The organism is Nocardioides sp. (genome assembly GCF_041600255.1).
Classification (GTDB): Bacteria; Actinomycetota; Actinomycetes; order Propionibacteriales; family Nocardioidaceae; genus Nocardioides.
Window position 1 is genome coordinate 1 of record NZ_JBFIKK010000102.1, and the last position, 12688, is coordinate 12688.

The 12688-nt window shown below is 72.9% G+C and carries 13 protein-coding genes; 6 read left to right on the forward strand and 7 right to left on the reverse strand.

The features are described from left to right. Positions 1-717 (reverse strand): glycoside hydrolase family 1 protein (locus tag ABZE72_RS12270; protein ID WP_372729318.1); only part of this gene is annotated, 717 nt, incomplete at its 3' end. Positions 718-732: 15 nt separating this feature from the next. Here ABZE72_RS12270 and ABZE72_RS12275 point away from each other — a divergent pair. Further along, the gene (locus ABZE72_RS12275; protein WP_372729319.1) at positions 733-1431 is read left to right on the forward strand and encodes a pirin family protein; all 699 of its coding nucleotides are present in this window, start codon (positions 733-735) and stop codon (positions 1429-1431) included. 21 nt (positions 1432-1452) lie between these two features. On the opposite strand, the gene ABZE72_RS12280 is transcribed toward ABZE72_RS12275, so the two are convergent. Together ABZE72_RS12280 and ABZE72_RS12285 are read right to left on the reverse strand one after the other, a co-directional pair. Beyond that, a complete protein-coding gene (locus tag ABZE72_RS12280; protein WP_372729320.1) occupies positions 1453-2361 on the reverse strand; it encodes a diacylglycerol kinase family protein in 909 nt (302 codons plus the stop codon). Next, the gene (locus tag ABZE72_RS12285) at positions 2358-3941 is read right to left on the reverse strand and encodes an FAD-binding oxidoreductase (RefSeq protein ID WP_372729321.1); all 1584 of its coding nucleotides are present in this window, start codon (positions 3939-3941) and stop codon (positions 2358-2360) included. The genes ABZE72_RS12280 and ABZE72_RS12285 overlap by 4 nt, the downstream gene beginning before the upstream one ends. Positions 3942-3958: 17 nt before the next feature. Here ABZE72_RS12285 and ABZE72_RS12290 point away from each other — a divergent pair, with 17 nt between their 5' ends. Next, positions 3959-4567, forward strand: coding sequence for a TetR/AcrR family transcriptional regulator (locus ABZE72_RS12290; protein WP_372729322.1), 609 nt, complete (start codon positions 3959-3961; stop codon positions 4565-4567). Next, entirely contained in the window at positions 4564-6153 is a 1590-nt protein-coding gene (locus ABZE72_RS12295; protein ID WP_372729323.1) for a glycerol-3-phosphate dehydrogenase/oxidase, read from the forward strand. The genes ABZE72_RS12290 and ABZE72_RS12295 overlap by 4 nt, the downstream gene beginning before the upstream one ends. 2 nt (positions 6154-6155) lie before the next feature. Here the strand turns inward: ABZE72_RS12295 and ABZE72_RS12300 are convergent, their stop codons facing one another. After that, entirely contained in the window at positions 6156-6791 is a 636-nt protein-coding gene (locus tag ABZE72_RS12300) for an FMN-dependent NADH-azoreductase (RefSeq protein ID WP_372729324.1), read from the reverse strand. A 119-nt stretch (positions 6792-6910) separates the two neighbouring features. Here ABZE72_RS12300 and ABZE72_RS12305 point away from each other — a divergent pair, with 119 nt between their 5' ends. Then, the gene (locus ABZE72_RS12305; protein ID WP_372729325.1) at positions 6911-7954 is read left to right on the forward strand and encodes a LuxR C-terminal-related transcriptional regulator; all 1044 of its coding nucleotides are present in this window, start codon (positions 6911-6913) and stop codon (positions 7952-7954) included. Positions 7955-7970: 16 nt separating this feature from the next. Here ABZE72_RS12305 and ABZE72_RS12310 read toward each other — a convergent pair whose 3' ends face one another. Both ABZE72_RS12310 and ABZE72_RS12315 read right to left on the reverse strand, forming a co-directional pair. Next, positions 7971-8807 carry a DUF2332 family protein gene (locus tag ABZE72_RS12310; protein ID WP_372729326.1) on the reverse strand — a complete coding sequence of 279 codons (837 nt, stop codon included), beginning with the start codon at positions 8805-8807 and terminating at the stop codon, positions 7971-7973. 11 nt (positions 8808-8818) lie between these two features. Continuing rightward, a complete protein-coding gene (locus tag ABZE72_RS12315) occupies positions 8819-10276 on the reverse strand; it encodes an NAD-dependent succinate-semialdehyde dehydrogenase (protein WP_372729327.1) in 1458 nt (485 codons plus the stop codon). A gap of 227 nt (positions 10277-10503) precedes the next feature. Here ABZE72_RS12315 and ABZE72_RS12320 point away from each other — a divergent pair, with 227 nt between their 5' ends. Then, the gene (locus tag ABZE72_RS12320) at positions 10504-10671 is read left to right on the forward strand and encodes a hypothetical protein (protein ID WP_372729328.1); all 168 of its coding nucleotides are present in this window, start codon (positions 10504-10506) and stop codon (positions 10669-10671) included. Here the strand turns inward: ABZE72_RS12320 and ABZE72_RS12325 are convergent. Beyond that, positions 10668-12566 carry a penicillin-binding transpeptidase domain-containing protein gene (locus ABZE72_RS12325; protein WP_372729329.1) on the reverse strand — a complete coding sequence of 633 codons (1899 nt, stop codon included), beginning with the start codon at positions 12564-12566 and terminating at the stop codon, positions 10668-10670. The genes ABZE72_RS12320 and ABZE72_RS12325 overlap by 4 nt on opposite strands. On the opposite strand from ABZE72_RS12325, the gene ABZE72_RS12330 reads away from it, so the two are divergent. After that, on the forward strand, positions 12565-12688 hold a 124-nt coding region (locus ABZE72_RS12330), incomplete at its 3' end, for a pirin-like C-terminal cupin domain-containing protein (RefSeq protein ID WP_372729330.1). The two genes, ABZE72_RS12325 and ABZE72_RS12330, sit on opposite strands and share 2 nt — an antisense overlap.

Below are 12688 nucleotides of genomic sequence, written 5' to 3' on the forward strand. Positions count from 1 at the left end.
GAGCGTGGTGGCGCCCACATTGGCGGCGTCGTCGTTGGCCGGCCACATCGGCACGTGGTTGTTCGCGCAGCCGACGCTCGTCGCGCCGGCGGCCCTCCGCGCGATCGCCGCCCGGCCGTGCGCGAGCAGGAGGTGGTGGGAGACGGGCAGCGCGTCCAGCATCAGCCGCCGCCCCGGCGCGTACTCCCCGGTCACGTAACCGCGGTAGGCGAGGACGCTCGGCTCGTTGACCGGCACCCACTGCTCGACCCGGTCGGCGTAGCGCTCCCCCACCAGCCCGGCGAACTCCGCGAACCGGTCGACGGTGTTGCGGTTGAGCCATCCGCCGTCGTCCTCGAGGGCCTGGGGCAGGTCGCCGTGGTGCAGCGTCACCAGGGGCTGCACGCCCGCGCCCAGCAGGGCGTCGATCAGCCGGTCGTAGAAGTCCAGGCCCGCCGGGTTGGCCGCCCCGGCACCGGTCGGCTGGATCCGTGACCACGACAGGGACAGGCGGTGGCCGTCCGCCCCGAGCCGCTCGAGGAGGGCCACGTCCTCGGGATAGCGGTGGTAGTGGTCGCAGGCCCGGTCTCCGGTGCTGCCGTCCCTGATCCGCCCGGGCTTGGCCGCGAAGACGTCCCAGATGCTGGGGCCTCGGCCGTCCTCGGCCGCCGCGCCCTCGACCTGGTAGGCCGACGAGCCCGTGCCGAACCGGAAACCGGCGGGAAAATGGGGAAGCACGGCACAATGATGCCCGTGACTGTCGAGATCCGCCGAGCTTCTCCCCGCTTCGTGACCAAGGAGCCCGGCCGCTTCACCCGGCACGCCTTCTCGTTCGGGAGCCACTACGACCCCGAGAACGTCGCCTTCGGGCCACTCATCTGCCACGACGACCACTGGCTCGGCCCGGGACGGGGCTTCGTCGAGCACAGCCACGCCGACGTCGAGATCGTCAGCTGGGTGCTCGACGGTGTCGTCGTGCACAGCCACGACAAGGGCGCCCCGTCCTACCTGCGGCCCGGCACCGTGCAGGTGCTCTCCGCCGGGGGCGGGGTGACCCACACCGAGACGGCCGCCGAGTTCGGCTCGGCCCGCTTCGTGCAGATGTGGCTCACCCCGGACCGGCCGGGCACGCCCCCGGAGCTGCGGCGCACCCCGGTCAAGATCCCGGAGGGCGAGTGGACCCTGGTCGCGTCGGGCCGCGACCTCCCCGGCGTGGCCTGCGTGGGCACCCGGGGCGCGGACCTGTGGGTCGCCCGCCTGCCCGAGGGCGGGACGATCACCCTGCCCCAGCACCCCCGACAGCACGTGTACGTCGCCAAGGGAGCCCTCCGGCGCTCGTCACTGGCCCAGCCGCTCGGCGAGGGCGACGCCTATCGGATCAGCGAGCACCCGGGCCTCGAGCTGACCGCCGCCGTGCCCACCGAGCTGCTGGTGTGGACCTTCGCGTCCTGACCCGAGGATCCTGCCTCGACGTCAGCTGATCACCGAGAGGGCGCCGGGGACGACCTCCACCACCGCGGGCTCGTCGTTCAGCCCGGGCAGGACACCGAGCGGCTCGCCGTCGCCGCCGACCGGGATCGGGTTGCGCGCACGTCCGCGAAGCTCGACCCGACGGCCGGTCAGCACGGTCACCTCCGCGCGGTCGACGTGCGAGCCGCCGTACACGCTGGGCAGGGAGCGGAGCAGGTCGATCTTGGAGCCGGCCTCGATCACGACCACGTCCAGCAGGCCGTCGTCCACGACCGCGCTCGGCGCGATCTTCATCCCCTTGCCGTAGTACGCCGAGTTGGCCACGACGACCGTCGCGGCCGAGTACTCGTGCGACTCGCCGTCGACGCTGACCCGGTAGCGACCGGGCTGGTACGTCGCGAGCGCCCGGACCGCGGCATAGGGGTACTGCAGCGTCCGGGGCAGGGCGTGCGCCTTGTCCACGATCTCCGAGGCGCGGGCGTCCACCCCGCAGTAGACCGAGCCGGCCACCATCCGGGCCTCACCGCCGGGTGGCGTCCAGCGGACCAGGTCGACCGTGCGGGCGGGCGCCTCGAGCAGCAGCTGCGCCAGCTTCGCCGGGTCCTCGGGAAGCCCGAGCATCCGCGCGAAGTCGTTGCCACGCCCGGCCGGGACGACGGCCAGCGTGCCACCGCCGGCGGAGACGGGGCCCGCCAGCGAGGAGAGCATGCCGTCGCCGCCGACCGAGACGATGACGTCGCCGCGCTCCAGGGCACCCGTGAGCAGGTCGCCCATCGCCCGGGGGCCCGGCGAGTAGGTCACGTCGACCACGGCTCCGGCCTCCCGCAGCAGTCGCGCGACCGGGACCACGGCCTCGGGGGCAGCCCCGCCGCCGGAGGCAGGGTTGACCAGGAAGGTGAAGGCACGGGTCACGGGATCAGCACTCCGGGGTTGAGGATGCCGGTCGGGTCGAGGTCGGCCTTGACGGCGCGGAGCACCGAGACGCCCAGCGGCCCGATCTCCTGGGCCAGCCACGGCTTGTGGTCGGTCCCGACAGCGTGGTGGTGGGTGATGCTGGCGCCGGCGTCGATGATGGCGTCGCTGGCCGCGGCCTTGGCGTCGAGCCACTGGCCCAGCGGGTCGTCGCCCTGCTTGGCGGCGACGGTGAAGTAGAGCGAGCACCCCGTCTCGTAGACGTGACTGAGGTGGCAGAGCACGATCGTGCCCTCGCCCAGGCTGGCCTCGAGGGCCGCCTTCACGTCGGCGTACAACCGGTCGGTGTTCGACCAGAAGGTCACCGTCTCGAGGGTCTCGACGAGGACGCCGGCGTCGAGCAGCGCGTCGCGCAGGTACGGCGCGTTGAAGCGACCGTGGGCCCAGGACTGCCCGGGCTCCTCGCCCAGGTTCTCGCCGCCCAGGCCGGTCAGGATCGCGGTGACGACCGAGCGGCGCGCCTCGACGATCTCGGGGTCGCCCTCGTAGCCGGCGATCATCATGCAGCCGCCGGCGCTCTCGCCGCCGATCGCGTCGGGGCGGGCCAGGTTGATCGACGTCTCGGCCTCGTCGGAGAGCCGCAGCACGGTCGGCAGCAGCCCGGCCTGGGCGAGGTGACGCATGGCGGCAGCCCCCTCCACGAACGACGGCCAGCGCCACCCCTCGTAGACCTTGACCGCCGGCAGGCGACGCACCCGGACGGTGACGGCGGTGATCACACCGAAGGTGCCCTCGGAGCCCAGGAGCAGCTGGCGCAGGTCCGGGCCGGCGGCGTTGGCGGGCGAGCTGCCCAGCACCATCTCGCCGCGGGGGGTGGCCACCCGCAGCCCCATCACCAGGGCGTCGAAGCGGCCGTAGCCGGCACTGGACTGGCCGCTGGAGCGGGTGGCGGCGAAGCCGCCGATCGTGGCGAACTCGAAGGACTGCGGGTAGTGGCCCAGGGTCAGCCCCTGCTCGGCGAGCAGCGCCTCGGCCTCGGGGCCGCGCAGGCCGGGCTCGAGGGTGGCGGTCATCGAGACCTGGTCGACCGAGAGCAGCCGCTTCATCCGGATCAGGTCGAGGCTGATCAGGCCGGCGTACCCCTCGCGGCGAGCGGCGAGCCCACCGGTGACCGAGGTGCCGCCACCGAACGGGACGACCGCGAGGTGGTGTTCGACGGCGTAGGCGAGCACCGCCGCGACCTGGTCGTGTCCGTCGGGTCGCACGACCGCGTCGGGGGCGTCGGAGAGGTCGCCGGCGCGGGCCTTGAGCAGGTCGGGGGTCGACTTGCCCCGGGTGCGCAGGCGTCGGGTCGCGTCGTCGGCGAGGACGTGCTCGTCGCCGAGCAGTTCGCGCAGACCGTCGAGGAGCCCGGGCGCCAGGCCCGAGGCGGGCAGCTCCACGTGGTCCACGGCGGGGCGGCGGTCCACCCCGAAGGCCAGCTCGATCAGGCCGCGTGCGGACTCCGGGAGCGGGGTGGCGGCGGCCGGGTCGCCCCAGCCCTGGGGGTGCATCTCGAGGCTCTTGCTCGTGTCGGTCATGTGTTACATTGTGACACATGACGTCACTTCGTCACAACGGTTCGGTGGAACTGACCGAGAACCCGCGCGACCACTACCTCGACGCCGCCCGTGCCTGCATCCTCGACGTGGGCTGGCGGCGTACGACGCTGACCGAGGTCGCCCGGCGCGCCGGCGTCTCCCGAATGACGATCTACCGCACCTGGGGCGACATGCAGCACCTGCTCGGCGACCTGATGACGCGGGAGTGGGCCGGCGTGGTCGCCGCGACCGTCGCCCACGAGTCGACCGACGACCCGGTCCGCGAGCGGCTGATCGGCGACCTCGTCGCGACCGTGCGCAACCTGCGCGACAACGAGCTCTTCGGCCGGATCCTCGAGCTGGACCCCGAGCTGCTGCTGCCCTACCTGCTCGACCGTCGCGGTCGCTCCCAGGACGCCATCCTCGGGCTCGTCCAGGCCCAGGTCGCCGCCGGTCAGGCCGACGGCTCGATCCGGGCCGGCAACCCGGTCGTCATCGCCCGGGGCCTGCTGCTGGCCGCCCAGGGCTTCGTCCTCTCCTCCTCCACCATGCTCGGCGACGGCGTCGACCGTCACGACCTCGATGCCGAGCTCGCCACCCTGATGACGAGGTCCCTGCTGCCATGACCCCCGCACCCACCGCCACCCCACCCGCCACCCCTCCCGGCGAGCCGATCGGCGCCCGCCGGATCACCCCCGGCCTGGCCGATGCCCCCAGCGAGGTCGACCTGGTCGTGATCGGGCTCGGCGTCACCGGAGCCGGCGCCGTCCTGGACGCCGTCACCCGCGGCCTGACGGTGCTGGCCGTGGACGCCCACGACCTGGCCTTCGGCACCTCGCGCTGGTCCTCCAAGATGGTCCACGGCGGCCTGCGCTACCTGGCCAACGGCCAGATCGGCGTGGCCCACGAGAGCGCCGTCGAGCGCGGCCTCCTGCTCGAGGTCACCGCGCCGCACCTGTGCAACGCCATGCCGATCCTGATCCCGCTGAACTCCAGCGTGAGCCGGGCCCAGGGCGCCCTGACCTGGAGCGGACTGCTCGCCGGCGACGCGCTGCGCCGCGGCGCCCGGACCAGCCCCGAGACGCTGCCGCGTCCGCGCCGGCTCTCGGTGACCGAGACCCTCCAGCTCGCCCCGACGTTGCGCCCGCACGGCCTGCGCGGCGGGCTGCTCTCCTGGGACGGACAGCTCGAGGACGACGCCCGGCTCGTCACCACCATCGCCCGCACCGCCGCGTCGTACGGCGCGCACGTGCGCACCCGGGCCCGGGTGCTCTCCGCCACCGGCACCCGGGTCGAGCTGCGCGACGAGCTGACCGGCGCGACCCACACCGTGACCACGAAGGCCGTCGTCAACGCCACCGGCGTCTGGGCCGGCGACCTGGTCGAGGAGGTCACCCTGCGCCCCAGCCGGGGCAGCCACCTGGTGCTGCGCCCGGAGAGCCTGCCCGACCTGACCGTCTCGGTCTTCGCGCCCGTCCCGGGCGAGTCGAACCGCTTCGTCCTCGTGCTCCCGCAACCGGACGGCACCCTCTACGTCGGGCTCACCGACGAACCCGTCGAGGGCGAGATCCCCGACGTGCCCGAGCCGACCGAGCCCGAGATCGGCTTCCTGCTCGACGTGGTGTCCGCGGCGTTCTCCCGACAGCTGCGGCGCAGCGACGTGGTCGGTGCCTTCGCCGGCCTCCGGCCCCTGCTCGACACCGCCGACGGGTCCACCGCCGACCTCTCCCGCAAGCACGCCGTCCTGACCAGCGCCTCCGGCGTGGTCACCGTCGTCGGCGGCAAGCTGACCACCTACCGCCAGATGGCCGAGGATGCCCTCGACCGCGCGATCACCCAGTCCGGCCTCGTCGCGGGACCGTGCCGGACGCGCCGGCTGCCGTTGGCCGGAGCGGCCGGCCGCGACGAGCTCGCCGCGCTCGAGGAGCCGGCCCGACTGGTACGCCGGTTCGGCACCGACGCCGGCCTGGTGCTGGCCACGGCGCGCGAGATCAGCGGCCTCTCGGACGAGGAGCTGCTCGCGCCGGCGTCGGCGCATGCGCCGGTCACCCTGGCCGAGCTGATCTTCGCGATCACCCACGAGGGAGCGGCCGACGTCGACGACCTGCTCGACCGGCGCACCCGGGTCGGCCTGGTCGCTGAGGACCGCGAGGCCGTCCGGCCGCTGGCCGAGCGCGCCCTCGCGATCGTGCGCAGCAGCACCGCCGGCTGATCTCAGAAGTTCGCGCCGGCTTCGGCCGCGCGCTCCATCGCGGCGCAGATCATCGGCTCGGCCGCTTTCGGACCGGCACCGGTGCCCTCCACGATCTGGATGCGGACATCGTTCAGGCCCATGAAGCCGAGGATCATCCGCAGGTACGGCACCTGGTGGTCCATGGCCTCGGCGCCACTGTCGGGGGCGTAGACGCCGGCACGTGCCAGGATCAGCTGCACCGGTCGCGTCGACGGCACGAGACCGACCATGCCGCGCTCGGGGTCCAGCCCGAAGGTATGCCGCGGCTGCACGATCACGTCGAAGTAGTGCTTGAGCTTGTAGGGGATGCCGAAGTTCCACATCGGCACCGAGAAGACGTACTTGTCCGCGGCCAGGAACCGGCGGATCGACAACTCGACGACCTGGTGCTCGGCTTCCTCGGCCAGCGACGGCGGTCGGCCGAGCATCGCCTTGGTCTTCCAGGCGCTCGCCACCGGACCGAACTCCGGCAGGTGCTCCTGCCACAGGTCCAGGCAGTCGATCTCGTCATCGGGATGGTGCCGCTGGTAGGCGGCGACGAAGGCGTCCGAGACCCTGCGGGAGTAGGACACCGTGGGGGCCTGGGGACTGGAAGTCACGTACAGCAGCCGAGTCATGCTGGCCTCCGTTCCCGAGAACAGGACTGTCCCAGAATACTCCCGACCGGACTGGTCCACTCGGTCAAGATCGGGCCATCTCGACCCCTGCGTGCGGGGCAGTTCCTAGCCTTCGACGCATGCTTCCCCCCGAGGCTGCGCCGTGCCTCGACGATCCCTCCGCAGCAACCCCCCTGGAGACGGTCGTCGCGCCCGGTCACGCCACCCTGACCTCCGACCCGACCCTCCTCCGCGCGCACGACCTCGTCCGTCGAGGTCGGATCCGTGAGGCCCTCGCCCAGCTCGACGACGCCGCGCAGTCCGCGACCGCGGCGGCGGACCGGGAGCGGGCCGTGCTGGTGGCGCTGAGCATGGAGTGCCGGTTGGCGCGCGGAGACGTCGGCGACGCCCTCGCCCTCAGCACCGACCTGACCCCCCTCCTCGACCTGCCCGGTGTCACGGGTGCCGTGGCGCACTTCGCCCGAGGTGAGCTCGCCTCGGCCCTGGGTGAGCCCGAGCTCGCCGCCGGCCACCTGATGAGGGTCGGCGAGCTGCTGGCAGCCGAGGGGCCCGAGGCCCTGCTGCTCCCCTGGCGCGCAGTCGCCGCCCTGGCCACCATCCGGTTGGGACAGCGCCGTGGGGCCGTGGCGCTGGGTCGCGAACAGCTCCGCCTGGCGCAGGGGGCGCCGTACGAGTCGGCGCAGGCGCTGCGCGCCCTGGCGGCCGCCGACGCCACCGGCGACCGGATCGCCACGTTGCGTCGGGCACGTGAGGTCCTCGCCGACACCGAGGCCCGCCGCCTCGCGGCCCAGATCGACACCGACCTCGCCAGCCTGCTCATGCTGCAGTCGAGTGCGGCCGCGTCCGCGGAGGCCCTGCGACTGCTCCGCTCGGCGGAGGTGTACGCCGGCGCGCAGGACCTCTGGCCGCTGCGGACCCGGGTACGCCGCTTCCTGGTCCTGATGGGCGAGACCCCGAGCCGGGTCCGCGAGGAGGCGCTCGCCCTGCTGACCAAGGCGGAACGTCGGGTGGCCCTGCTCGCAGCGACCGGTCTCACCAACCGGCAGATCGCCGAACGCCTCACCGTCACCGTCAAGGCCGTCGAGTGGCACCTCTCGCACGTCTACCGCAAGCTCGAGCTGCGCTCCCGCGCGGGCCTGACCCTGCTGGTCGAGCCCGACTGATCGTCGACCGGGCCGATCAGCGATCGGCCAGCCAGGTCATCGCCTGGCCGTGACCGTGGGTCAGCGCCACGGCCCGCCCGTCGGCCCCGAGGACGAACGCCCCCTCCTCCTCGGGGATCTCGGGGGCGGTCGACGCGATCGAGGGCAGCACCTGGCGCGCCTCGTTGCTCACCCAGTGACAGACGCCCTCCGCGACCAGCCCGGTCATCAGCTCCGCGAACCGCCATCGCTCCTCGGGCGCCAGGTAGGCGACCACGGCGCTGTGGAAGACCACCACCGGGCCGTGCGCAGCGGCGCGCTCGAGCAGGGCCGGCAGCTCCTCGACCAGGTCGCCGCGGACCAGCGTGGGCGGAGTTCGACGGGCGACCTCGATCGCGGCGGTGAGCCGGTCCCGGCGTTCGTCCTGCTCGGGCCAGACGAGGTTCGTCAGCCAGGCCATCGCCTCCTCGTCGGCGACGTCGAGCGGGTTGAGGTCGATGCCTCCCCGCCACGCCACCTCCGGTGGCGCCTCGGGCAGGGGCGGCGTCCCGGTGACCCGGCAGCGCAGCCGGGGGCCGCCCGAGCCGATCCGGACCGGCCCGGCCGTCGTCTCCCACTCGTAGTCGAACCCGTCGGGGTGCAGGCAGAGCCCGGCGCTCGCACCGACCTCGAGCAACGCCAGCGGCCGCCCCCGGGCCAGCCGCGCGAAGACCAGGTTGGGCTGCTGCTTGATCCCCGGCAGGGTCCCGATCCAGGCCAGCACCTCGCGATCCTCGGCCACCTCCTGGGCCCACGCCGTGAAGCAGGGCGACTCCCCGCGGGTGTGGGCGGCGAACTCGACGTACTGGTGCCGGGTCTCGGCGTACGGCTCCATGGCGCTGCCGATCAGCCGGCCGGCAACGAGACGTACGTCGTGTCGAGGTACTCCTCGATGCCCTCGAAGCCACCCTCCCTGCCGAAGCCGCTGGCCTTCACCCCTCCGAACGGGGCGGCCGGGTTGGACAGCAGGCCGGTGTTGACCCCGACCATCCCGAACTCCAAGGCCTCGGCCAGCCGGATCGTGCGGGAGAGGTCCCGGGTGTAGACGTAGGAGGCCAGGCCGTAGACGGTGTCGTTCGCGCGCTCGATCGCCTGCTCCTCGCTGGCGAAGCTGGTGATCGGTGCGACGGGGCCGAAGATCTCCTCGGAGTTGATCGCCGAGTCCGCCGGAACGTCGATCAGCACCGTGGGCTCGTAGAACCAGCCCGCTCGGTCGGGGACCCTGCCACCGCACAGCAGGCGCGCCCCGTCGTGCACGGCGTCGGTGACCAGCTGGTCGACCGACTCGACGGCCTTCTCCTCGATCAGCGGGCCCACGTCGACGCCGTCGTCCTGACCCCGCCCGAGGGTGAGCGCCGCCATCCGGGCGGCCAGCTTCTGGCCGAACTCCTCGACGACCGACTCGTGCACCAGGAAGCGGTTCGCCGCGGTGCAGGCCTCGCCGATGTTGCGCATCTTGGCCAGCATCGCCCCGTCGACGGCTGCGTCGACGTCGGCGTCCTCGAAGACCAGGAACGGCGCGTTGCCGCCGAGCTCCATGCTGAGCCGCTGGAGCTGGTCGGCGGACTGGCGGACCAGCACCTTGCCGACCCCGGTGGAGCCGGTGAAGCTGACCTTGCGCAGGCGTTCGTCGGCCTGCAGCGTCTCGCTGACCTCGCTCGAGCGCGAGGTGGTGATCACGTTGAGCACGCCGTCGGGCAGCCCGGCCTCGGCCAGGGTCGCGGCCAGAGCGAGCATCGACAGGGGGGTCTGCGCGGCCGGCTTGACCACCATCGTGCAGCCGGCCGCGACCGCGGGACCGATCTTCCGGGTGCCCATCGCCAGCGGGAAGTTCCAGGGGGTGATGAACAGGCACGGGCCGACCGGCTTGCGGATCGTGAGCAACCGGCTGCCCCCGGCCGGGGCCTGCATCCAGCGCCCGTGGATCCGGACCGCCTCCTCGGAGAACCAGCGGAAGAACTCAGCGCCGTAGGTCACCTCCCCGCGGGACTCGGCCAGGGTCTTGCCCATCTCCAGGCTCATCAGCTCGGCGAAGTCGTCGGCTCGCTCGGTGATCAGCTCGAAGGCACGGCGCAGGATCTCGCCACGATCCCGCGGCGGTGTGGCCGCCCAGTCCGCCTGCGCCGCGACGGCCGCGTCCAGGGCGGCCTCGGCGTCGGCGAGCGAGGCGTCCGCCACGCGGGTGATCACCGACCCGTCCGCCGGGTCCTCCACCGGGAACCGCTCATCGTCCTCGGCGGGCCGCCAGGCTCCACCGATGAAGAGGCCGCGCTGATCAGGGGCGAGGAGGTCCAGTCCGCTCATGGGGCCACTTTGCCTCACCGATGCTCGGAGAAAACCCGGACAGGGGCGCGATCACTGTGGGATTCTTGTGCTGTCGACCTTGGAGGGAGCACTCCTCAGTCGGCAAGGAGCCCCTCGCTGACCCCATGCAGCGAGGGGCTCGCCACGTTCCGGAGCGCTGCGAGAGAGCCGCTGCGTGAGAGGCTTGAGAGCCTCCGCTCCCACTCCAGGACAGACAGGAGCCCCCCTTGAGCGGCTACTACTCGTGCATGGCCTGCGGCTACGAGTTCGACCCGATCGCGACCCGGTGGTTCTGCCCGCACTGCAAGTTCAAGGCGAACTGCTGCGAGGGCGAGGCACTCGCTCCCGTGTCACCGGCCTCGTCCACCCCCTCGACCACCCCGCCGTCCGACTAGCGCGCCGCGCGCAGGAACGCCTCCAGGATCGGCCCGGCGGTACGTGACCCGGACTCGCCCTGCTCGACGAACGCCGCCACGGCGAGATCGCCCTGGGCGGCGATCATCCAGGCGTGGGTGAGGATCTTCCCGTCCCGCTCGAACTCAGCGGTGCCGGTCTTGGCGATCACCGGAGGGCCGGGTACGTCGGCCAGTCCGCGGCCACTCCCCGAGGTGACCACGCCGCGCAGGAGGGCGCCCAACTGCGTCGCCTCGGCCCGGGTCAACGGCTCGACCCCGTCCGGAGCGCTGCGGACCGACGAGACCAGGTGCGGGATGACGGTCCTGCCCGACTGGACCGAGGCGATCACGGCCGCCATCGCCATCGGTGAGGCGAGGATCCGCCCCTGCCCGATCAGTCCGGCAGCCGCCTCGGTCTCGGACTCCGGGGTCGGCACGCTGCCCAGGAACGCGGGGAAGCCGAGGTCGTGGTCGATTCCCAGACCCAGCGAGGCTGCCGCATCCGCGACCGCACTGCCCGCGATCCGGTCGGCCTGGGAGATGAAGGCGGTGTTGCAGGAGTTGGCGACCGCGGTCCGCAGCGGGATCCGGCCGATGCCGGAGCTCGGGTAGTCGGAGTAGTTCGTGAACGCCTTGCCGTTGACGACGATCCGGGCGGGGCACGAGACCGGTGAGTCCGGGGTCAGTCCGGCGCGCAGCAGCGCCAGCGCGCTGACCGCCTTGAACGTCGAGCCCGGAGCGAACTGGCCGAAGGTCGCCATGTTGTAGCCGTTGGTGCCGGGACCGTTGGCGGCCGTCAGGATCGCGCCCGACGAGGGACGGATCGCCACCAGCGCACTGGCCGGGCCCACCCCGGCGAGCTGGGCCTCGGCAGCTCGCTGGAGATCCACGTCGAGGGTGAGCCGCAGCGCCTTGCCCCGGGTGGCCGGGGCGCGGAAGAGCTCGGTCAGGTTGCCCTCGGCGTCCAGGGCGTCGACGATCGCGCCGGGCGTGCCCTGGAGCTGCTCGTCGTAGCGCGCCTGGAGCCCGGAGAGCCCGGCGTCGTCGCCGACCTCGAAGCGCTCCGGCTCCTTCTCGATCATCTCGGCCGTGACCGGCCCCACCGAGCCGAGCAGGGGCGCGGCGAACTGGCGGGTCGGAGCCAGGGGCAGCTCGTCCGGCACCCCCCGTGCGCCGGGGATCGCATCGATGCCCGCCAGCTCCGAGGGCACCTCGCCCTCGCGGAAGACGATCGCCTCGACGAACGCCTTCTCCCCCGCAGCCTTCACCCGGGCGGCGTACGGCGCCGCAGCGATGTCGACCAGGGCGGCCAGCCGTTTCGCGGATGCGGCCGCCCGGCGGGCCGGGACCTGCGTGCGGTCGATGCCGAACCGGACGACGGGTCGGTCGGTGACGATGGTGTCCCGCCCGGCACCCAGGATCGGCCCGCGCCTCGCCCCGATCGAGCTCAGGTCCAGCCGCGCACCCTCACCCAGGCTCGGCTCGACCACGCTCGGCGCCCAGTCGACCTGCCAGGTGTCCGCATCCTCGGCCAGCGCCGCTCGGCTCTGGTAGGTCCAGGTCTGCTCCCCGATCGGCCAGCTCCAGGTCAGCACGGCCTGCGTCACACCGTCGCGCTCCTCGACGTCGTCGGCACTGACCCTCGGCTCCACGTCGCCCATGCCGGCCACGATCGCGGTGAACTCCTCGCCGACCTCGGCCGCGGTGCTGTCCACGAAGGTCAGCTCGTCGAAGCTGCCCGAGGTCAGGGCCGCGGCCAGCTCCTCGGCCGTCTCCGCAGGGTCCGGTCCAGCGATCCGGGCGACGGAGTCGCACCCCGTCAGAGCCGCGACGAGCCCCAGCACCAGGGCCGCAACGACGACCGCCGACGACGCACGGGTGGATGCACGGATCATGCTCCTCGGCGGCGCGACCCTGGATGGAGATCGGCATATCTGGTGGAACTTCGTCTCCAGCTCGGCGGATCGCATTGAGCGTGCCAAGGCAGACTGGAATGAGAACCGCTTCGCCAAGGTGC